The 21,331-nt window shown below is 36.8% G+C and carries 15 protein-coding genes; all 15 read left to right on the forward strand.

The genetic code is table 11. The annotated features are described in order from the left end of the window. Positions 1–157: 157 nt before the first annotated feature. Positions 158–1,267 carry an amidohydrolase gene (locus tag NFR27_RS04740; RefSeq protein WP_251440855.1) on the forward strand — a complete coding sequence of 370 codons (1,110 nt, stop codon included), beginning with the start codon at positions 158–160 and terminating at the stop codon, positions 1,265–1,267. Positions 1,268–1,662: 395 nt separating this feature from the next. Continuing rightward, positions 1,663–2,136: a carboxymuconolactone decarboxylase family protein gene (locus NFR27_RS04745; RefSeq protein WP_251440852.1), complete on the forward strand. Its 474-nt coding sequence runs from the start codon at positions 1,663–1,665 to the stop codon at positions 2,134–2,136. Positions 2,137–2,659: 523 nt separating this feature from the next. Then, a complete protein-coding gene (locus NFR27_RS04750; protein ID WP_251440850.1) occupies positions 2,660–3,685 on the forward strand; it encodes a sugar-binding transcriptional regulator in 1,026 nt (341 codons plus the stop codon). A 79-nt stretch (positions 3,686–3,764) separates the two neighbouring features. Then, positions 3,765–4,772 carry a type I glyceraldehyde-3-phosphate dehydrogenase gene (gene gap, locus NFR27_RS04755; protein WP_251440848.1) on the forward strand — a complete coding sequence of 336 codons (1,008 nt, stop codon included), beginning with the start codon at positions 3,765–3,767 and terminating at the stop codon, positions 4,770–4,772. Between the two features lie 93 nt (positions 4,773–4,865). Beyond that, positions 4,866–6,044, forward strand: coding sequence for a phosphoglycerate kinase (locus NFR27_RS04760; RefSeq protein WP_277612529.1), 1,179 nt, complete (start codon positions 4,866–4,868; stop codon positions 6,042–6,044). Positions 6,045–6,054: 10 nt separating this feature from the next. After that, positions 6,055–6,807, forward strand: a complete 753-nt coding sequence (gene tpiA, locus NFR27_RS04765; protein WP_251440844.1) for a triose-phosphate isomerase — start codon at positions 6,055–6,057, stop codon at positions 6,805–6,807. Between the two features lie 82 nt (positions 6,808–6,889). Then, a complete protein-coding gene (gpmI, locus tag NFR27_RS04770) occupies positions 6,890–8,425 on the forward strand; it encodes a 2,3-bisphosphoglycerate-independent phosphoglycerate mutase (protein WP_251440841.1) in 1,536 nt (511 codons plus the stop codon). 51 nt (positions 8,426–8,476) lie between these two features. Next, the gene (eno, locus tag NFR27_RS04775) at positions 8,477–9,763 is read left to right on the forward strand and encodes a phosphopyruvate hydratase (RefSeq protein WP_251440840.1); all 1,287 of its coding nucleotides are present in this window, start codon (positions 8,477–8,479) and stop codon (positions 9,761–9,763) included. Between the two features lie 239 nt (positions 9,764–10,002). After that, on the forward strand, positions 10,003–10,578 hold the full coding sequence (locus NFR27_RS04780; RefSeq protein ID WP_251440837.1) for an RNA methyltransferase: 576 nt from the start codon (positions 10,003–10,005) through the stop codon (positions 10,576–10,578). A gap of 33 nt (positions 10,579–10,611) precedes the next feature. Continuing rightward, positions 10,612–11,346: a YebC/PmpR family DNA-binding transcriptional regulator gene (locus NFR27_RS04785; RefSeq protein ID WP_251440834.1), complete on the forward strand. Its 735-nt coding sequence runs from the start codon at positions 10,612–10,614 to the stop codon at positions 11,344–11,346. Between the two features lie 493 nt (positions 11,347–11,839). Next, the gene (locus tag NFR27_RS04790; protein ID WP_251440830.1) at positions 11,840–14,875 is read left to right on the forward strand and encodes an ATP-binding protein; all 3,036 of its coding nucleotides are present in this window, start codon (positions 11,840–11,842) and stop codon (positions 14,873–14,875) included. Between the two features lie 310 nt (positions 14,876–15,185). Next, a complete protein-coding gene (locus NFR27_RS04795; RefSeq protein ID WP_251440828.1) occupies positions 15,186–16,490 on the forward strand; it encodes a Na+/H+ antiporter family protein in 1,305 nt (434 codons plus the stop codon). A gap of 36 nt (positions 16,491–16,526) precedes the next feature. Further along, the gene (gene hutH, locus NFR27_RS04800) at positions 16,527–18,080 is read left to right on the forward strand and encodes a histidine ammonia-lyase (RefSeq protein ID WP_251440826.1); all 1,554 of its coding nucleotides are present in this window, start codon (positions 16,527–16,529) and stop codon (positions 18,078–18,080) included. 265 nt (positions 18,081–18,345) lie between these two features. Beyond that, positions 18,346–19,863, forward strand: coding sequence for a dihydrolipoyl dehydrogenase family protein (locus NFR27_RS04805; RefSeq protein ID WP_251440822.1), 1,518 nt, complete (start codon positions 18,346–18,348; stop codon positions 19,861–19,863). A gap of 230 nt (positions 19,864–20,093) precedes the next feature. Next, positions 20,094–21,284 (forward strand): cation diffusion facilitator family transporter, encoded by a 1,191-nt coding sequence (locus NFR27_RS04810; RefSeq protein WP_251440819.1) that lies wholly within the window; start codon positions 20,094–20,096, stop codon positions 21,282–21,284. Positions 21,285–21,331 lie beyond the last annotated feature (47 nt).

The raw sequence follows: 21,331 nt of genomic DNA on the forward strand, positions 1-21,331 counted from the left end.
ATATAGAGTCATGGACTCTTTCAATCCCTATTACTAAAATTTTTTAAAAATTTAATCAAAATGTTTATCTGTTATGTGAAGTTATTGATTAAGTATTTATAAGAATAATAGCTTTTGGAAAAGTTTTGTCTGTTTAATTATTTAAGGAGGGACTTATATGAGTAATGTACTAACATACTATAATTATTTACATACTATACCAGAATTAGGTTTTGAAGAGGTTAAGACATCTAAATTTATTGCTGATAAATTAGTTGAATTTGGTTTTGACAAAGTTGAGACTAATGTGGGCGGAACAACAGGTGTAGTAGCGACATTGGATAGTGGAAATCCTGGTCCAACAGTGTTATTGCGTGCTGATATGGATTGTTTAGCACATAATATTAATGGTGAGGTAGTCCTTAGACATACATGTGGACATGATAGTCATTCTTCAATGCTTTTAGCAACTGCTGAAGAAGTGATTAAAAACTATTCTGTTAAGCAGGGAAAACTTAAATTTTTATTTCAACCAGCTGAAGAACTTGGAACAGGAGCTCATGCAATTGCTGATGCCGGTGTTTTAGAAGGAGTAGATTATGCTTTTGGTGCTCATGTACGGCCGTTAGAGGAAGCTAGCAATGGACAAGCTGTTGCGGCAATATATTATGCATCTTCAGCTACTATTCAAGCGACATTTACTGGGGTTACTAGTCATGCTGCACGACCTCATTTAGGAGTTAATGCATTAGATGCTGCAGTTCTTGCAATTAATGCTGTTAATACTATTCATTTGCGTCCTACAGAGTCCTACAGTGTAAAGGCTACACAGATTCATGCAGATAGTGGAGTAACTAATAGCATTCCTGGAAGTGCAGCTGTAACATGGGATTTGAGAGCTCAGTTAAATCCAACAATGAAGGAACTTCATAGTAAAGTTATACAGGCTATTACTAATGCGGGAACTGCTAATGGATGTACGGTTGCATATGATGACAGTAAAATGTTAACAGCTGCAGAGCATAATGAAGAATGTATTGAGTTATTAAAAGCAGCGATTATTGATGTATTAGGTGAAGAAAATATGGTGCCAGAGGTAGTAACTCCTGGTGGTGAAGATTTTTGGGTGTATACAAATCGTTATCCTAATTTAAAAGCAGGCTTTTTTGGTTTAGGATGTGATTTAAAGCCCGGTCTTCATCATCCTGATATGAGTTTTGATACTAGTGCCTTAGAAAATGGAGTGAAAATATATTTAGCAACACTTAAACATTTGAAAACTATTTAATATATAAATTAGTTAAATAGTTAAACTTTAAATTTAAAATTATATGAGTGGTAAGAGAAGGACATGCGATGATATAGTTATTGCATGTCCTTTTTATATGGATTAATAGTATAGCTAGATTTGTGATATGATCTAACTTTTAGGATATGTTTTAACTTTAGTAAGTAAGAGCTAGAAATAAATTACTTTTGTTTATGTGTTAGTTTTAATTAATTTTGTAAGTTAAGGATTTCGTTAATAGAATAATATTAATATAAGAGTTTGTTGGTAAATTATAATTAAACTTCTTGACTTGAAGTTGGCTCCAAGGTATAGAGTAATCATATGAGTAAGACGAATACATATTGTCTTTCATGGGAAAGGAAGCGAACGTTAAGTAGAAGGAGTGAATATTGATGAAAGTGAAGCGAATTTTGGCAATTACTTGTTTAATTGTGAGTACAGCTATGACAAGTATAGCTGCTAATGAAGTGAGTTCTCATATGACAGGAGGCAGTACTATGAAAGTTTCAGATTCAGAAATGGTGACTACATCAGGGAAGGTTGTACCAAAGCAAACAGCTGGGCGTAAAGTATTAGGAGAATTTGCTCCTACTTTTGCCCATTTAAATGATGATGTATTATTTGGTGAAGTATGGAGTCGTGATTTAGAATTATCAGCTAAACAACGTTCAATTATTACTATTACTGCATTAGTTTCTCAAGGATTAACTGGTGAAGCTCTAAAAGCACATTTGCAAATGGGTAAAGCAAATGGAATTACTAAGGATGAAATTGCTGAAATTTTAACACATATTGCCTTCTATGCAGGTTGGCCTAAAGTATGGGCAGCCTTTCCTATGGCACAAGACATATGGTCCGATAAATAAGAAATACAGTTAAAAGTAACAAAAAGGAAGACACTCTGCAAGCAAATAGTTAAATCGAAGACTTTTTGACTTTACGCCACTGAGCTTATATTCTTGACTCAATGATAGTGTCAACATAGGTACTCTTAAAAATAAAGTTAAGGAATTTGTACAACGGAAAGTCGAAAAGGGAAGACACTCTGCAAGCAAACACTTAAATCGAAGACTTTTGGACTTTACGTTACCGAGCTTATATTCTCGACTCAATGATAGTGTCACCATAGGCATTCTTAATAAAATAAAGTAGAGGAATTTGTACAAAGGATAAGTCGGAAAGGGAAGACACTCTGCAAGCAAACACTTAAATCGAAGATTTTGGTTTGCGGTAGAGTGTCTTTCCTTTCTCCACACATCTGTAAATTCCTTAACAATATTTTGTAAAATCACTTGCGCGACACTACCATATGAGGTAGAATATAGGCGAGGATATTTTTTTATCAACGCTGGGACATAATCTGCACCGGCGGGATGAAAGAGGTACAGCATGAAAGATTTATCGGAGGTGTATCAACGAATAGCTCCGGAGTTAATGCGAATTGTTGAAGAACGCTATATACTGCTGAATCACATATCATATGCTCAACCTATTGGTAGACGCATGTTAGCTATCCTTAGCAAATTATCAGAACGAGTTGTACGATCACACGTGGAGATTATGAAAGATAATGGCCTTGTGGGATTTACACAACAGGGAATGATTTTAACTGAAGAAGGTAAGGAATTATTGCCTCAGTTAAATTCATCTATGCACGAGTTAAATAAAATTAGTGAGTTAGAAGCTAAATTAAAGGAAATACTCAACATAGATGAAGTGATTATTACTAATGGTGGTGGCGAAACAGATATGGATCGCAAGGAACTTGGGTTCCAAGCGGCCAAAGCGCTACAAGGGATTTTGCAAAATGGTAGTGTCTTAGCTGTAAGTGGCGGTAGCACTATGGCAACGATGGCGGAAGCGTTGCCAGCCAAAAAATGTCAAGCTACAGTAATCCCCGCTCGAGGTGGTATTGGTGAGCGTGTGGAGTATCAGGCTAATGTAATTGCATCTGTTATTGCCGATAAAATTGGCAGTACTTATAAAATGCTACATTTACCTGATGGGCTATCACAAGAGGCCCTAAACATTCTCATGACGATGGAACCGCAAATTAAAGAAGTCATTGAATTGGCTCACCAAACAGATATATTGATGTTTGGTATTGGCGAAGCTTTGCACATGGCTGAACAACGTCACATTACAGACGCACAAAGGGCTGTTTTACGGACTAAGCGAGCTGTAGGTGAAGCGTTGGGCTATTATTGTGATATTGGTGGCAATATTGTGTATACTACGAACAATGTAGGTATCACATTGACGGATATTGTCAACATTCCTCATGTAATTGCCGTAGCTGGTGGTGCTGGTAAAGCGAAAGCTATTATTGGTGTTATGCGAGCTTGCCGTAAAGGTACACTGATTATTGATGAAAGTGCAGCTGAAGCAATGGCTGCTTTATTACAGATTAGCTAGTAAATATATAGATGTTGGACATATCTATATAGTAGATTGTAACTATTGTAGGTAGATTGTTTATCTAGGAGGAACTATCATGGCAGTAAAAATTGGTATTAATGGATTTGGTCGTATTGGTAAATGTGTAATGCGTGCAACTTTGAATAATCCTGATGTAGAAGTAGTGGCGATTAATAATATTGGGGACATTGAAGGAGCGGCGCTTCTTTTCAAATATGATTCCGTACATGGCAATTTGAAAGAAGATGTAAAAGTAGATGGCGACTATTTAGTTGTAGATGGCAAACGAGTTCGTGTATTTGAAGATCGTAACCCAGCTAATCTTGATTGGTCTTCTGAAGGGGTAGAAATCGTTGTAGAAGCAACTGGCCGTTTCCGTAAACGTGATGAAGCAGCACAACATTTAGGTGGTACTGTTAAAAAAGTTATCATTTCAGCACCAGCTAAAGAAGAAGATATTACAATTGTAATGGGTGTAAACCAAGATAAATATGATCCAGCAAATCATCACATTATTTCTAATGCAAGTTGCACAACTAACTGCTTAGCTCCATTTGCTAAAGTATTAAATGATAAATTTGGTATTAAACGTGGTTTAATGACGACAGTTCATTCCTACACTAATGACCAACGCATTTTGGATACACCACATAGTGATCCACGTCGTGCTCGTGCAGCGGCTTTATCTATTATTCCAACAACTACAGGGGCAGCTAAAGCGGTTGCTTTAGTATTGCCTGAATTAAAAGGCAAATTGAACGGGTTTGCACTTCGTGTACCAACTCCAAATGTGTCTATTACTGATTTGGTAGCTGAATTAGATAAAGAAACTACTAAAGAAGAAATTAATGCAGCTCTTCGTGAAGCGGCACAAGGCGAATTAAAAGGTATTTTAGGCGTTTCTGATTTACCACTCGTATCTCATGACTTCAACGGCGATTCTCGCAGTTCTATCGTTGATGCTGATTTGACGATGACGATGGAAGGGAATATGGTAAAAGTTGTTTCCTGGTACGATAATGAATGGGGCTATTCTAACCGTATTGTAGACTTAGCTAAATTCATTGCTGACAAAGGCTTATAATATTAACAGGGGACTATGTATATAGTCCCCTATTTTACATGTCTTTTGGGATTATATGTTACTAGGTAAGTATTACTACTATCGGAGGTTATGATGAAACAGACGATTGAATCTATAGATGTAGCTAATAAACGTGTATTTGTCCGTGTAGATTTTAATGTACCTTTAAAAGAGGGCGTTATTACTGATGATACTCGTATTCGTGCAACATTGCCAACCATTAATTATTTAATTAGTAAAGGGGCAAAAGTGATTTTAGCCTCTCATTTAGGTCGTCCAAAAGGGGAGCGTAAACCTGAGTTTACCTTGAAACCTTGTGCCGAACGATTAAGCGAATTATTAGGTAAGTCTGTTGCTTTTGCTGATGACTGTGTAGGCGAAGCTGCTCGCAAAGCAGTAGAGGCACTACATGATGGTGACGTATTATTATTAGAAAATCTTCGCTATCATAAAGAAGAAGAAAAGAATGGTGAAGAATTTGCTAAGGCGTTAGCAAGTTTAGCTGAAGTTGGGGTTAATGATGCATTTGGGGTATCTCATCGGGCACATGCATCGGTAGAAGGTATCACTCAATTTTTACCAATGGTAGCGGGCTACTTATTAGAAAAAGAAATTAAATATGTAGGTGGTGCTGTTGAACATCCAGAGCATCCTTTTGCTGCTATTATTGGTGGCGCAAAAGTAAGCGATAAAATCGAAGTTATTTCTAATTTATTACCAAAAGTAGAAGTTCTTATTATTGGTGGAGGTATGGCCAATACCTTTATCGCTGCTAAAGGCTATCCTACAGGGGCATCTTTAGTGGAAGCTGATAAAATTGAATTAGCAGCTTCCTTAATTAAACAGGCTGCTGAAACTAATACGAACCTTCTATTACCTAGTGACTTTGTAGTGGCTGATGCATTTAGTAATGAGGCCAATCATAAAGTAGTACCTGCTGATGGTATTGAAGATGGTTGGATGGCTTTAGATATTGGACCTGCTAGCCAAAAAGCCTTTGCAGATGCATTGAAACCAATGAAAATGATTGTTTGGAATGGGCCAATGGGCGTATTTGAAATGGATAATTTTGCAGCTGGTACTAATGCAGTAGCTAAAGCTGTGGCAGAAGCCGATGCAACGACTATTGTAGGTGGTGGGGATTCAGTAGCTGCTATTGAAAAGAGTGGTTTAGCGGCTAAGATTTCTCATATTTCCACTGGCGGTGGTGCTTCATTAGAATACTTAGAAGGCAAAGCACTTCCAGGGATTGTAGCATTGGCTGATAAATAAGGAGGCTCTCATGCGTAAACAAATTATTGCTGGCAATTGGAAAATGCATACTAATTTAGCAGAAGCAACCATTTTGGTGGAAGGGATTAAAGAAGCCTTAGCTAAGACTTCAGTCGAACGAGAAGTTGTTGTCTGCCCCCCGTTTACAGGACTTGGTATAGTAGCTGATTTAATTGATGAAACTACCATTGGTTTAGGTGCTCAAAATATGTATTTTGAAGCTTCTGGTGCTTTTACGGGCGAAGTGTCTCCGTTAATGCTTACTGACGTAGGCTGTCATTATGTTATTTTAGGTCATTCTGAACGTCGTCAATATTTTGGTGAAAGCGATGCTTTGATTAATCAGAAAATTAAAGCAGCTTTTACGTATGATTTAGTGCCTATTCTTTGTGTTGGTGAAAGTTTAGCACAAAGAGAAGCTAATGAAACACAGGCTTTTATAGATAGTCAATTAACCGTTGCCTTAGCTGAGTTAACGGCTGCCCAAGTTAGTCAAATGGTCATTGCCTATGAACCTATTTGGGCAATTGGTACGGGTAAAACAGCCACAGCAGAACAAGCTGGTGAAGTATGTACGGCTATTCGTCAAAAAGTGGCGCGTTTATTTGATGAAGCTACAGCTGAGGCAGTTCGTATTCAATATGGTGGCAGTGTTAAAGGCAGTAATGCGCAAGAAATTTTATCACAACCAGATATTGATGGTGCTTTAGTTGGTGGTGCAGCATTAAAAGCAGATGATTTCATGGCTATTATCAATGCTTAAAATTAAATATACAGTAAGCCTGATTATTGCATAATATATTTGTGAAATTAGGTAGTCAATATAGATTTGAAAGGAATTGTGTATGGCAAAATTGAAAGCCCCAGTAATGCTAACTATTTTAGATGGTTTTGGCATTGGGGATATAAATGACCCTACGAATGCAGTGGTACAGGCAAAGCCAGAGAACTTTTTAAAACTTTGGGAAACCTATCCTCACACTCAATTACAAGCGTCTGGTCTTGCAGTTGGTTTGCCAGAAGGGCAAATGGGGAACTCTGAAGTAGGGCACTTAAATATTGGTGCTGGTCGTATTGTATATCAAGAGTTAACCCGTATTACTAAAGATACGGAAGATGGTAGTTTTTTCAATCGACCAGTAATAAAAGAGCTGTATGAGCACGCAAAAGCAAGTCGTTTGCAAGTCTTAGGCCTGTTATCTGATGGAGGCGTTCACAGTTCTTTAGATCATATAAAAGCGATTATAAAAGGCGCTAAAGAGGCTGGAGTTACTGAATTATATGTACATGCTTTGTTGGATGGCCGTGATGTACCACCACAAAGTGCCTTAACCTATTTAACTGATTTAGAAACGTATATGCAACAAATTGGTCTAGGAACGATTGCGACTATTGGTGGTCGTTATTATGGCATGGACCGAGATAAACGATGGGAACGCATTGAAAAAGCCTATGAAGCTATCGTAGATGGTGTTGGTGTAACAGCTAGTTCTACTAAAGAAGCTATTGAGGCATCTTATAATAATGAGGTTGTAGATGAGTTTGTTGTACCGGTGGTATTGAATGCAGATGGCGCTATTGCAGCGAATGATGCCGTTATATTTGCAAATTTCCGTCCTGATAGAGCACGCCAGTTGACTCGTGCGTTAGTAGATCCAGAGTTTGCAGGGTTTACTCGTAAAAAAGGTTTATTGCCACTTTATATGGCGACTATGACTAAGTATGAAGATGGTTTACCAACTCACATTGTGTATGAGAAAGAAGTGCTTACTAATACGCTAGGACAAGTGCTAGCTGATGGTGGGTATACGCAACTTCGTATTGCTGAGACAGAGAAATATGCTCATGTTACCTATTTCTTTAATGGTGGTGAAGAAGTGCCATTTGCAGGGGAAGAACGGATTTTAGTACCTTCACCAAAAGTGGCAACCTATGATTTGCAACCTGAAATGAGTGCCTTAGAGGTGACCGACAAGGTAGTGGCAGCTATAGAAGGTGGTCAATTTGATATGATCATTTTAAATTTTGCTAATCCTGATATGGTAGGTCATACCGGCGTTTTAGAAGCAGCTGAAAAAGCAGTACAAACAGTGGATGCTTGCTTAGGGCGCATTGTTGAGGCTATTAATAAAGTGCAAGGACATTTATTGGTAACGGCAGATCATGGTAACTCTGAAATGATGGTAGATCATACTACAGGAGTTCCACATACGGCACATACAACCAATCCTGTGCCACTCATTTTAGTGAGTGAAGCTTATAAAAATGCACAGCTTACAGCTGGTAAACTATGTGATTTAGCGCCTACTATGCTTGATTTAGGTGGCATAGTACAACCGGCTGATATGACGGGCCAAAGTTTATTAGTAAAAGAAAAATAATATATATTTATAGAGTAGATTAATTGATGTTCCTTTAAGGAGGTAACTATTATGGCAATGATTACAGATGTATACGCAAGAGAAATTTTAGACTCTCGTGGCAATCCTACCGTTGAAGTAGAAGTATATTTAGAAGATGGTACAATTGGTACTGCAGCTGTTCCTTCTGGCGCTTCTACAGGTATGTTTGAAGCAGTAGAACTTCGTGATGGCGACAAAGGTCGTTATCTTGGTAAAGGGGTAGAACAAGCAGTAGCTAATGTAAATGATGTAATTGGACCAGAAATTATTGGTTTTGACGCATCAGAACAAGTAGCTATTGACAACTTAATGATTGAATTGGACGGTACTCCAAACAAAGCTAAATTAGGCGCTAACGCAATTTTAGGTGTGTCTATGGCGGTAGCAAAAGCAGCAGCTGCTTCTTATGATTTGCCATTATTCCAGTATCTTGGTGGAACAAATGCTAAAGAATTACCAGTGCCTATGATGAACATTTTAAATGGTGGTGCTCATGCTGATAATAATGTAGATATTCAAGAATTCATGATTATGCCAGTAGGTGCTGAATCCTTTAAAGAAGGTCTTCGGGCTTGTGCTGAAGTGTACCATACATTGAAAAATGTATTGAAAGAAAAAGGCCTAGCTACTGGTGTAGGTGATGAAGGTGGTTTTGCTCCTAACCTTGGTTCTAATGAAGAAGCCCTTCAAGTTATTTGTGAAGCCATTAAAGCTGCTGGTTATGAACCAGGCAGTGATTTTAAACTAGCAATTGATGCTGCTTCTTCTGAATTCTATAAAGATGGCAAATACAATTTAGCTGGCGAAGGCAAAGTGAAAACAGCCGCAGAAATGGTAGAATTCTATGCTGATTTAGTAGAAAAATATCCTATTATTTCTATTGAAGATGGCTTAGCAGAAGAAGATTGGGAAGGTTGGAAGCTATTAACTGACCGCATTGGTAAAAAAGTTCAACTAGTGGGCGATGATTTATTCGTAACAAATACAGAACGTTTGGCAAAAGGTATTGTAGCTGATACAGCCAATGCTATTTTAATTAAAGTAAATCAAATTGGTACGTTAACAGAAACTTTTGATGCTATTGAAATGGCTAAACGTGCTGGTTATACTTGTGTTATTTCTCATCGTTCTGGTGAAACAGAAGATGCTACTATTGCTGATATTGCTGTGGCAGTTAATGCAGGACAAATCAAAACAGGTGCTCCAGCTCGTAGTGAACGTGTTGCTAAATACAATCAATTATTGCGCATTGAAGACCTATTAGCTGAAACTGCTCAATACCGTGGTCTTGATGTATTTTACAATATTAAGAAATAAGCTATAATAGCAGAGTCTATTAACTGATTAAACCTTTGAGGAAAGGCTATGTTTTATGAGATGATTTAGCTCATAAAGCACTCTTTTCTCAAAGGTTTTTATAATTCAGTAATAGTCCTTTTATTTTTATTAGCTGACTATTTTCTAGTGAATATAAAGGTAAAATTTTAACTTTTTATTGCTAGGAGCCCTATAATTCATTATAATGGAGAGTAGCGAATAAAAAGGGAGGTATAGCCTTGGCAAATTTATATATAGGCTTAGTTCATTATCCTATTTATAATAAGCATGGCGAAGTCATTACAACAGCGATTACAAATTATGATATTCATGATATAGCTAGAGTAGCCATTACCTATGATGTAAGCCGTTATTTTGTGATTCATAATATTCCTGCTCAACGTGACTTGGCCAAGCAGATTATGTCTCATTGGCAAACGGGGTTCGGAAGTACATATAATCCTGATCGTAAAGATGCTTTTGAGGAAGTAGTACTTGTTAATTCCATTCGTAGTGCTATTGAGGAAGTGACTAAGTTAGAAGGTCAGCCGCCATTAATCGCCACAACCGATGCTCGTACTTATCCTAATACAGTAAGCTATGCTTGGATGCGTAACACCCTTGAAAAGGGTCAGCAGCCTGTGTTAGTATTATTTGGTACCGGCTATGGTATGACGAAAGAAACTATGGAAGACTTTGATTATATTTTAGAACCTGTATATGGACATGGGGATTATAATCACCTTTCCGTTCGCAGTGCTGTTTCCATCATTTTAGATCGCTTGCGCGGTGAAGCTTGGTGGGAAAAGAACTGATATAAACACAGGATATTTTTAGGAGGTTTTAGTATGTCTGGACATTCCAAATGGGCCAATATTAAACATAAAAAAGGTAAAACAGATGCTTTAAAAGCAAAAATTACGACTAAGATTAGCCGTGAGATTACAGTAGCTGCTCGTATGGGCGGTGGTGATCCAGTAGGTAATATGCGTTTGAAATTGGCTTTACAAAAAGCACGTGAAAACAATGTGCCAAAAGATAATATCCAACGAGCAATCGCTAAAGGTGTTGGCGCTACTGATATGGATAATTACGAAGAAATTACCTATGAAGGGTATGGTCCTGGCGGGGTAGCGTTAACTGTAGAATGTTTGACTGATAATCGCAATCGTACCGCTGCAGATGTACGTCATGCGTTTTCTAAAAACGGCGGTAATTTAGGTGAAACTGGTTGTGTGGCCTGGATGTTTAACCGCAAAGGTGTATTTGTCATTGATAGTGAAGGTCATGATGAAGAAGAATTGACTTTATTGGCTTTAGAAGCTGGTGCTGAAGACTTGAAAGTTGAAGAAGATACTTTTGTTATCTATACTGCACCAGATGATTATGATGCGGTAGAATCAGCTTTAGCAGAGGCTAATATTGAAACTGTTGTAAGTAAGATTACAATGGTACCAGATAATACGATTGCCCTAGAAGGGGACAATGCTGTAAAAATGCAGAAAATGTTAGATGCGTTGGATGATCTTGACGATGTGCAAGACGTATATCATAATGCGGAGCTTCCTGAGGAAGACGAATAATCCCAATGAAATAAGCGCTATTACTGAACTTTTGAAGTTTGGTAATGGCGTTTTTTCTTTTTACTATACTTTTTACTCGTGGCTATATAATGGCTACATTATATATAGTGGCTACATTAGTTATTATAAATTTTGTCGTTTATTCAATTTTCGATGGTTTACTTCATTTTGTTTTCGGTTTAAGTTTGTCGGTAATTTTATTTTAGTGTGTTAGAGGTTTTTCAAACTGTGAAATATTGTCTATTATTGATAGGGTGCATATGGAAAGTAAAAATACGGTGAATTATGCATAATTGCTATATCTATTTTGCGAAAAATTGATTAATTAAGATGTATTATACAAGTCTTTATTGTATAATAAAAAGTGTCAAAAAACTTTTTAAAAATTTTAAAATCGTTAAATTATTATATCTAAATGTTTGACGATTTATTGGACGATACTATTTGACGGAACAGAATTGACGCCAAATAGGTCCTAGGCAGAGGGATTATTATGGCAGCTAAATTGGAAGTACGATTTCTGGGAACACCAGCAATCTTAAAAGACGGGGAGGAAGTATTCTTCTCTTATAACAAGGTCAATGCCTTGGTCTATTATATTCTAGTTCGTGGCACAGTAATGCGTGATGAGTTAAGTGGCATTTTATGGGCAGACAAACCAGATGCAGTAGCACGTAAAAATTTGCGTAATGCTATTTATGAAGCAAAAAAAAATCTAGGCGCTGATACATTTATTTCACCGCGTAAAGCGATAATTAAAGTTAACCCCGCCGTTGATGTAATCATTGATAGTAAATTATTTGAAGCCGATCCTGTAGGACAATTAGAACTATATAAAGGTGATTTTCTACAAGGCTTCTTTATTAAAGATTCCGTAGAGTATGAAGATTGGTATTTAGCTGAACGGAATCGATTAAAAAACTTGTACATGGACGCTATTAGCTCTAAATTACAAAGTGCAGTAGCAGATAAAGATTATAGTACGATTGAACGTCATGGGAAGCTTTTAATTTCTCAAAATCCATATGATGAAAGTGTATATGCTATTGTTTTGCGGGCTTACTGCGAGCAAGGTAAAATGCAACAAGCTATGGAATTGTATGAGGAAATGAAAGCCCTTTTCAAGAAAGAGTTGCAGTCTGATGTATTAGCAGAAATTGATGCTATTATTAAGGATGCTTTGCAACAAGAAGAAAAGAAATTTCAGAATCGGTCTCACCATATTGCAGTCCCTATTGGGCGAGAACGTGAATTAGAAGATATGACAGCTCATATTTGGTCTTTTATGCGTGGGCGAGCTGGAGAAGCATTGATTTTATTAGGCGATGCGGGTAGCGGCAAAAGCACTTTGAAGGACATAGCCTTAGAGAGCTTACAAGATGAAGTAGCAGTCATTCAAACTAATTGCTATCAATTAGAACGAAACTTCTTACTACATCCTTGGACGGAAATCGTTAATGGCTTAGTGCGTTTATTAGAAGCCAATGGTACGATGATTCCTGATTTTGAGTTAAACCGAATTTATGCATTATTTCCTCAAATGGATATGAGTATTGATCGAGATTTAGGTTTAGTAGAAATTAAGGATATTTTAAAATTTGACTCTATATTCCATACATTGTCGACGGTACTTGATGTAGCATCTGCCAATAAAAAATTAATTATTGTATTTGAAGATATTCAGTGGATGGATCCATTGAGTTTGTCTTTATTAAGTACGTTGATTTTACGAAAACAGTCCGATAGAATTTTATTTTTGCTCACAGGGCGAGACTCGCGTGAAAAGGATTTCCAGCATTTTATAACATCTATTGCTGTATATAAACGGCTTCATGTGACTCAGCTTAATCCATTGAATAAAAAGGACATTCGTCGCTATGTTGAAGCAGCCAACTTACCAATGGTGGTAGACGAAGCTTTATTGCAACAATTGCAAATTGAAACAGAGGGGAATTTATTTTTACTAACAGAGTGTTTAAATTCCTTAAAGACTACGGGTACTTTAGATAAATTGACTAATAATATGGCCACTGTTTTTAAAGCTAACTATCTTTCTTTATCTGAAGAACAGCAGAAAATCATTGACTTTATTTCCCTATTCTATAATGGCGCTCCTATCGCTATGATTGGGGAATATATGAAAATGGATACGTTGCGTTTGTTGGAATATTTAGAAGGCTTAGAAGCAAAGAATTTAGTAACGCCATTTTCACAACAAGCAGATGTTCTTTATGAAATTAGTCAGCAGAAGTTAAAAGAGTTCATTCAGCAGCAATTATCGCCTGAAAAATGGAAAATCTTGCATGGTTATTTAGGCTCTTTATGGGAAAAGAAATTAACTCACTCTAAAAAAGACGTAGTTATTTATAAGCATTTAGAATATCACTACGAACAAGCTGGTGAACTTGTTAAAATGGGGCATTATAAACTAAAGGGACTTATGTATTATTTGAACTTTAGTCATGAATTATTCCCTGTATTAAGTTTATCTGAGCCAATGCAAACAGGTGGTGCTAGCTATTTTACAGAAGCTGATACATTGCAGTATTTGAATGATGTTGAAAAAATGATGGAACGCATTCGTGAAACCTGCGGTGCTACAGCGGATGTAAAAAATCTAGAACTCATGTATTTACATTTAATTGGGCGTTATTTTATCCGCGAAGGTAAATATGAAAAAGGTGTTCGCTATATCCTCGATTTAATTGAACAAGCCTTAGAAATGCATAATCGTGATTATACCTTGATGGGGTATAAGCAAATGATTTACTATGACATTCAAACTGGTAATGCGAATGAAATGAAGAATTATCTTGAAATAGCACTCGATTTAGCGGTTGAATGTAATTATCATAAAGAAGTAGGCATTCTTTTGCGTCTTAAAGGGCTTAATATGATTATGCAAGGTGATTTTGATGAGGCGGAACGTCTTTTAAATGAATCTATTGCTACCTTTATGGTGACGCAAACTGTGGCACGGCGCTATGCGTTAAATATTGCGGCTGCTTACAATTACATTGGTGAAATTCGCCGTGGTCGTGGTCAGTTTGAAGAAGCCATTGAATACTATGACAAGGCACTAGCTATTTGTAATGATCAACAAGCTTATAGTTCTTGGGTTGTATTCTCTTGTAATGCAGGGATTGCAGCTTATAATTTGGAGCAATATGAAAAAGCTCAAATTTATTTTGAACAAGCTTACGAATTCTTTAATCGTTATGATTTTTACTGGCGTCGGCCGATTGTTGAATCCTATTTGGCTTTATTGGCTATGCGTGAAGGGCAAGAATCAGCGGCTATACAATATATTGATGATGCTATGGCTAAATTGACGATGATGAATAACCCGCAAGAAGTAGGGTATGTAAATATGGTGATTGCTTTAATTAAAGCTGAATATCCACAATCTGAGATTAGCAAACATTATCGAGGGAGTATAGGCATGTATTCGGGAAGAGCGTTGCGATATCTTGATGTATATCGTGATACGCATGAACGAGCTCGTTTAGAATCCATTAATGAAGGCTAAGTATTCAGTTTTCAAAGAGATAGATGATATCATCTATCTCTTTTTTTGCTTTCTCAATTTAGCCTGATAGAGAAGTAGTTAGTTACCTTAATAAAAAACGTCGAAAAAAGGTCTATTTATCAAGTAGAAAATTATCATTCTCATAAGTTATATTAATAATCTTTTTATTGAAATTTGATGACAAATTATTTATACTTAAAAAAGTTTGACAATTTTACGACAAACGAGAGGTATACTATAGAAAAGTAAATATTTACTAAAGCCGGACTTTTTTCATTGTAAATTATTGTAGTAAAGGAGTTGAACGTGTATGGATATTTTATTGAATCCCATAGTGGTATCAGTTATTGTGATGTCAGCCGTTTGTTTAATGAAAATGAACGTGCTACTAGCTGTTATCATTGCTGCTCTTGTAGCAGGCACTATTGGTGGTATGTCAATTAGTGACACCGTAGGATCCTTGATTAATGGGATGGGTGGCAACTCTGAAACAGCTCTAAGCTATATCTTATTAGGGGCATTAGCTGTAGCAATTGGCCGCTCTGGTTTAGCTGCTGTAGTATCTCGTAAGATTACGCAAGTAGTAGGTAGTAAGAAAATTGCTTTCACATTCTTAATTGCCTTTGTAGCTTGTTTTTCTCAAAACTTGATTCCAGTACACATTGCATTTATTCCTATTTTAATTCCACCATTATTAGCTTTAATGAATCATATGAAATTGGACCGTCGTGCAGTAGCTTGTGCGTTAACATTTGGTTTAAAAGCGCCATATGTTAGTTTGCCAGTTGGTTTTGGTCTCTTATTTATGACAATTCTTAAAGACCAAATGGTAGCCAATGGGGTAGATGTTTCCATCAGCGATATATCTTCAGTTATGTGGATTGGCGGTTTATCTATGTTAGTTGGCTTAATTTTAGCCGTATTCTTCTATGCTAAAGATCGTCATTACGAAGATTTACCAGTTATTGGTGCTGATGAAAATCCTGAAGATGTAACTATGACAAAAGATTGCTGGCTAGCATTATTAGGGGCGGCGGTAGCCTTTGTAGCGCAATTATATTTCAAATCCTTACCAATTGGTGCTATGTGTGGTTTAGGTGTTATGATTGTAACTGGTGGCATCAAATGGAAAGATATGGATAATATGATGGACGGCGGCGTACGCATGATGGGCTTCATCGCATTTGTAATGTTAGTTGCAGCTGGCTATGCTAATGTGCTTCGTGAAACACAATCTGTTCAAACTTTAGTTGAAGCAACTACAGCTATTATTGATACAAAATTTGCTGGTGCTTTACTTATGTTATTAGTTGGTCTCTTAATTACTATGGGTATTGGTACTTCTTTTGGTACAATTCCAGTTATCGCGTCTATTTACATTCCAATGGGGACGCAATTAGGATTTGGTGTACCTGCTATTATCCTTCTTATTGGTATTGCAGCCGCTTTAGGTGATGCTGGTTCACCAGCTTCTGACTCTACATTAGGACCAACTTCTGGTTTAAATGCGGATGGTCAGCATAATCATATTTGGGATACTTGTGTACCAACCTTTATATTCTATGATATTACTTTAATTATCGGTGGTGTTATCGGGGCATTAATGCTCGGATAAGTTTAATTAACTAGGCATAATTAGGAGATAATTGTAATGATAAAAACTGTTAAAGCAATTAAAGAAGTAGTATTAACTGGCAATGATTTAACCTTAGCTGAATTAATGGCGGTAGCTCGTTATGATGCTAAAGTTGTATTACCAGAATCAACAATTGAAAATATTAAAGCCTCTCGTGCTATTGTAGATAATATTGTGAACAGCAATGCTGTAGTATATGGTATTACAACCGGTTTTGGTTCTTTATGTCGTGTACATATTTCTAAAGAAGATTGCTCCCAATTACAAGAAAACTTAATTCGTACACATGCTTGTGGTTTTGGTAAGCCATTTAGTCGTGAAGCGACTCGAGCTATGATGTTAATTCGTGCTAATGCATTAGTAAAAGGGTATTCAGGGATTCGTTTAGAAACCTTAGAAACCTTAATTGCTATGATTAATAAAGGTGTGCATCCATACATTCCTGAAAAAGGATCTTTAGGTGCATCTGGTGACTTAGCACCATTATCTCATATGGTATTGCCAATGCTTGGCCTTGGTGATGCAGAATTTGAAGGACAAGTTGTGCCAGGTAAAGACGCAATGGCTAAAGCAGGGATTCCTATTATTGCGTTAGAAGCTAAAGAAGGCTTGGCACTTATTAATGGCACGCCAGTACTAACTGCAGCAGGGGCGTTGGCTCTTTGGGAAGGTTTATGCCTTCTAAAATTAAGCGATATTGCAGCTGCTTTATCAGCGGAAGCTATGCGTGGTATTATTAATGCGTATGACGAACGGATTCATACGATTCGTCCTCATAAAGGGCAATTAGACACAGCACGTAATATGCGCGAATTATTAAAGGGAAGTACATCAATTACACAGCAAGGTGAATTGCGAGTTCAAGATCCATATTCCTTGCGTTGTGTACCACAAGTACATGGTGCTTCTAAGGACGCGTTAGCTTTTGTTAAAGAAAAAGTGGATATTGAAATTAACTCTGTTACAGATAATCCAATTATTTTACCAGATGGTGATGTTATTTCTGGTGGTAACTTCCACGGACAGCCAATGGCACTTCCATTTGACTTCCTTGGCATTGGTTTAGCTGAAATTGCCAATATTTCAGAACGCCGTTTAGAACGATTACTCAATAATTCATTGAGTGGCTTCCCATCATTCTTAGTAAAACATTCTGGCTTAAATTCCGGCTTTATGATTACTCAATATGCAGCGGCTGCTTTAGTAAGTGAAAATAAAGTGTTGGCTCATCCTGCTTCCGTTGACTCCATTCCTTCGTGTGAAAATCAGGAAGATTTGGTAAGTATGGGCGCTCATGCAGCTCGCAAAGCAGGGGAAATTGCTGATAATGTACGACGTGTAGTGGCTACTGAAATTTTAGCTGCTTGTCAAGCCATTGACCTTCGTGAAGATGAATTTACTTTAGGTGTTGGCACAGCAGCGGCTTATAAAGCTGTTCGTGCAAGCAATAAATTTATCGACTATGATAAAGATATTGAAATGTTTAAAGAGTTAGAAAAAATAACTGCTATTGTAGCTGATGGTACTTTACTAGAAGCTGTAGAAGATGTAGTAACTCTTGAAATTTAATATAACTTACTAATTACTTGCCCTCAAGTAAGATAGAAGAACTCCTTAGGCCATCGCTATTTATTGTTAGGACCATAGCGTGATTGGCATAGGGAGTTCTTTATTTATAAGTATCGATATGATATAATTGATTTGTAATTGATTATGGTTATTGATTGTAATTTTTGTTTATATAAATTGGTAAACAAAAATTCATAAATAGTTGAATCATGTATAGTAGGTAATCATACATTGTAAGTGTATATAATATATGGAGGAGTCATAGATGAAAACATATGATATTATTGTTGTTGGTACTGGCGGTGCTACAATTGTAGCTGATGCGGCCATTAGCAAAGGTAAACGGGTAGCCATTATTGAAAAAGGCAAATTTGGTGGCACTTGTTTAACTCGTGGCTGCATTCCTACAAAGGTAATGGTTACTGTGGCCGATGCAGTTCGTGAAATTGAAGAATTACCTAAAATTGGGGTAAAAGTTCAGCCAGCGATCATTGATTGGGAATTGATGTCAAAACGTGTATGGCAAAAAATTGATGAAAGTAAAGGGGTAGAAGCATATTACGATAAGTTTGATAATGTAGATGTGTATCGTGGTGCCGCTACGTTTGTAAAAGATAAAGTATTGACCGTGACATTAAATACAGGAGAAGTGACCGAAGAAATTACAGCACCTATTATTGTTTTAGGTGTTGGGGGCCATACCAAAGTAAATCCTATTAAAGGCTTAGAAGAAGCTGGTTATATGAGTAGTGAAAGCCTATTCGGCCATAAATATCCGCAGACTCCACTTAAATCCTTAGTAGTTATGGGTGGGGGCCCGATTGGGACTGAATTTGCTCATGTATTTGCTGCTGCAGGGACGAAGGTTACTTTAATTCAGCATAATGTACGTTTGTTACCTAAAGAAGATGCCGAAATTTCTGAACAGATTTATAAAGATATTACACGTTTAGGTATTGATGTTATTTTAAATCAAGAACCTGAAGAAGTGCGTGTAGAAAATGGCGAAAAGGTTGTTGTAATTCGTGATCGTAAGACTGGTGAAGTTCGTGAAATACGTGGGGAAGAAATTCTTATGGCTTCTGGCATTAAACCAGCTACTGAAGAACTTAAACTTGAGAATACATCAATTCAAACCAAACGAGGTGGTTGGATTGTTACTAATGAATTTTTAGAAACTTCTGTAGATGGTGTGTATGCTTTAGGTGATGTGAATGGGGAGGCGCCATTCCGTCATAAAGCCAATTATGAAGCTGATATTTTAGCGCATAATTTATATCATGCCACAAGTCCACAAGACTTCCGTTGGGCTCGCTATGATTTAGTGCCAGCAGTAACCTTTACATATCCTCAAGTAGGTCATGTTGGTTTAACAGAGCAAGAAGCCATTGAAAAAGGCTATGAAGTTAAAACGGGTAAGAACTTCTACTCATCTTCTGCTAAGGGATTTGCCATGGGTTTTGATCCAGGCGATGAGAATGATGGCTTTGTAAAAATTGTGGTCGATACAAAAACAAATCACATTTTAGGCGTTCATGTTATTGGTCCACAGGCGTCGATTTTGTTCCAGCCATTTGTTAACTTACTCAATAGCGGAGATACACCATTAGTGCCTATTAATGAGGAAATTGGTTCTACTTTGACTAAACAACTTCGTCAAGAGGGCTTAGTTCGTAAGATGGATCCTCATTCAGTGATTACAGTTGGCGAAACAATGTCGCCACATCCAACCTTGTCAGAGGTTATTATGTGGACTCAAGTATACTATGAGCATCGTTGGTAAGATACACTTTGTAAAAAGACTGTAATATTTGAATATATAAAATACCTTTCTTAGTTTGTTTGATTCTTGATGCTAGCTTATTGTAAGCTAGTTATTTAGAAATATAAAAACTGAGAAAGGTATTTTTTACATTATTTTGTATTGATAATCGATGAGAAAAGATGTATACTAGGGATACTGATTAGAGCATGAATTTATGGATGTATTGAAGAATACAGTAGGAGAAGGGTATGCAAGAACAATTAATTCGATGGTTTGTTAAAGACTATGATTGTATTAAAGCGCCTGCAGTGCGTACACGGTATGGCAATTTAACAAGTATAGTTGGTATTGTCACTAATTTAATCATTTCATTGGGTGAATTAATTGTAGGCTTTTTAATTGGCTCTATTGCAATGGTCAGCGATGCTATTCATGATTTAGCTGATGCTGGGGGATCTACTATATCGTTGCTAAGTTTTAGATTTTCTGCCAAAAAAGCTGACCAAGAGCATCCTTATGGTCATGGGCGTATAGAATATTTGTTATCAATAGGATTTTCTATATTGCTTTTTGTGGTAGCTATACAACTACTGATTGAGTCAGTAGGGCGTATTTTTAAACCTGAAATTGTGGATTTCTCCATTTGGGCTTTACTTGTTATGCTCTGTGCTATGGGGTTAAAAGTTTGGTTATATACCTTTTTTAAATCTATTGGCGAGCGGATTAATTCTCCCATATTAAAAGCCAATGGCTTGGAGTATTTATCTGATGTATGGGCTACCTTAGGTATTACGATTGGCTTAGTTGTAGGTGGCCTTTTTAAAATTCCTGTAGATGGTTATTTAGGCGCTATTGTCTCCTTGATGATTGGTCGTGCGGGGTATCATGTGTTGGCTGATGCTATTAGTCGATTGTTAGGCAATGAGCCGAGTCCTGAGATGGTAAAGGATATTGCTAATTTTGTGAAATCATATCCTGGTGTTTTGGGAATTCATGATTTAATGATTCATGACTATGGTCCAGGCCATGTATTTGCTAGCATTCATGTGGAAGTAGATGCTAAAGAAGATGTAATTAAAAGTCATAGTTTAATTGATAGAATTGAACGAGATGCGCAAAAAGAATTATATCTTCAGTTAACCATTCATATGGATCCTCTATTAATAACTAAAGAGTCGATGGCATTATATGATAAAATTCATACTGTAGTTAAAGCGTATGATGAAAAATTGAGTATTCATGACTTACGGGCTGTAAAGAGTGATGATAAAACGCATATTTTATTTGATTTAGTCGTGCCTTATTCGGATAGACAACGAATGGATACCATTGCACAAGCGATTAAGAAAATTTTAGAAGCCATGGATCCTACCTTTGAGATTACTATTACAGCTGAACATAGTTATACAGGCGATGAAAATATTCATGATTATGATTAAATTATGTTTAAAGCATAACAAAAGAGGCGCTCTCTTAAGAGAGCGCC

The organism is Veillonella intestinalis, assembly GCF_943192895.1.
GTDB lineage: Bacteria > Bacillota > Negativicutes > Veillonellales > Veillonellaceae > Veillonella_A > Veillonella_A intestinalis.

What these genes read in the sequence shown, in the direction of transcription:
- tpiA (WP_251440844.1), top strand. Translation starts at nt 6,055, where the DNA reads ATGCGTAAACAAATTATTGCTGGCAATTGGAAAATGCATACTAATTTA.
- NFR27_RS04805 (WP_251440822.1), top strand. Translation starts at nt 18,346, where the DNA reads ATGAAAACATATGATATTATTGTTGTTGGTACTGGCGGTGCTACAATT.
- NFR27_RS04750 (WP_251440850.1), top strand. Translation starts at nt 2,660, where the DNA reads ATGAAAGATTTATCGGAGGTGTATCAACGAATAGCTCCGGAGTTAATG.
- NFR27_RS04810 (WP_251440819.1), top strand. Translation starts at nt 20,094, where the DNA reads ATGCAAGAACAATTAATTCGATGGTTTGTTAAAGACTATGATTGTATT.
- NFR27_RS04785 (WP_251440834.1), top strand. Translation starts at nt 10,612, where the DNA reads ATGTCTGGACATTCCAAATGGGCCAATATTAAACATAAAAAAGGTAAA.
- NFR27_RS04760 (WP_277612529.1), top strand. Translation starts at nt 4,866, where the DNA reads ATGAAACAGACGATTGAATCTATAGATGTAGCTAATAAACGTGTATTT.
- hutH (WP_251440826.1), top strand. Translation starts at nt 16,527, where the DNA reads ATGATAAAAACTGTTAAAGCAATTAAAGAAGTAGTATTAACTGGCAAT.
- NFR27_RS04745 (WP_251440852.1), top strand. Translation starts at nt 1,663, where the DNA reads ATGAAAGTGAAGCGAATTTTGGCAATTACTTGTTTAATTGTGAGTACA.
- NFR27_RS04790 (WP_251440830.1), top strand. Translation starts at nt 11,840, where the DNA reads ATGGCAGCTAAATTGGAAGTACGATTTCTGGGAACACCAGCAATCTTA.
- eno (WP_251440840.1), top strand. Translation starts at nt 8,477, where the DNA reads ATGGCAATGATTACAGATGTATACGCAAGAGAAATTTTAGACTCTCGT.
- gpmI (WP_251440841.1), top strand. Translation starts at nt 6,890, where the DNA reads ATGGCAAAATTGAAAGCCCCAGTAATGCTAACTATTTTAGATGGTTTT.
- NFR27_RS04795 (WP_251440828.1), top strand. Translation starts at nt 15,186, where the DNA reads ATGGATATTTTATTGAATCCCATAGTGGTATCAGTTATTGTGATGTCA.
- gap (WP_251440848.1), top strand. Translation starts at nt 3,765, where the DNA reads ATGGCAGTAAAAATTGGTATTAATGGATTTGGTCGTATTGGTAAATGT.
- NFR27_RS04740 (WP_251440855.1), top strand. Translation starts at nt 158, where the DNA reads ATGAGTAATGTACTAACATACTATAATTATTTACATACTATACCAGAA.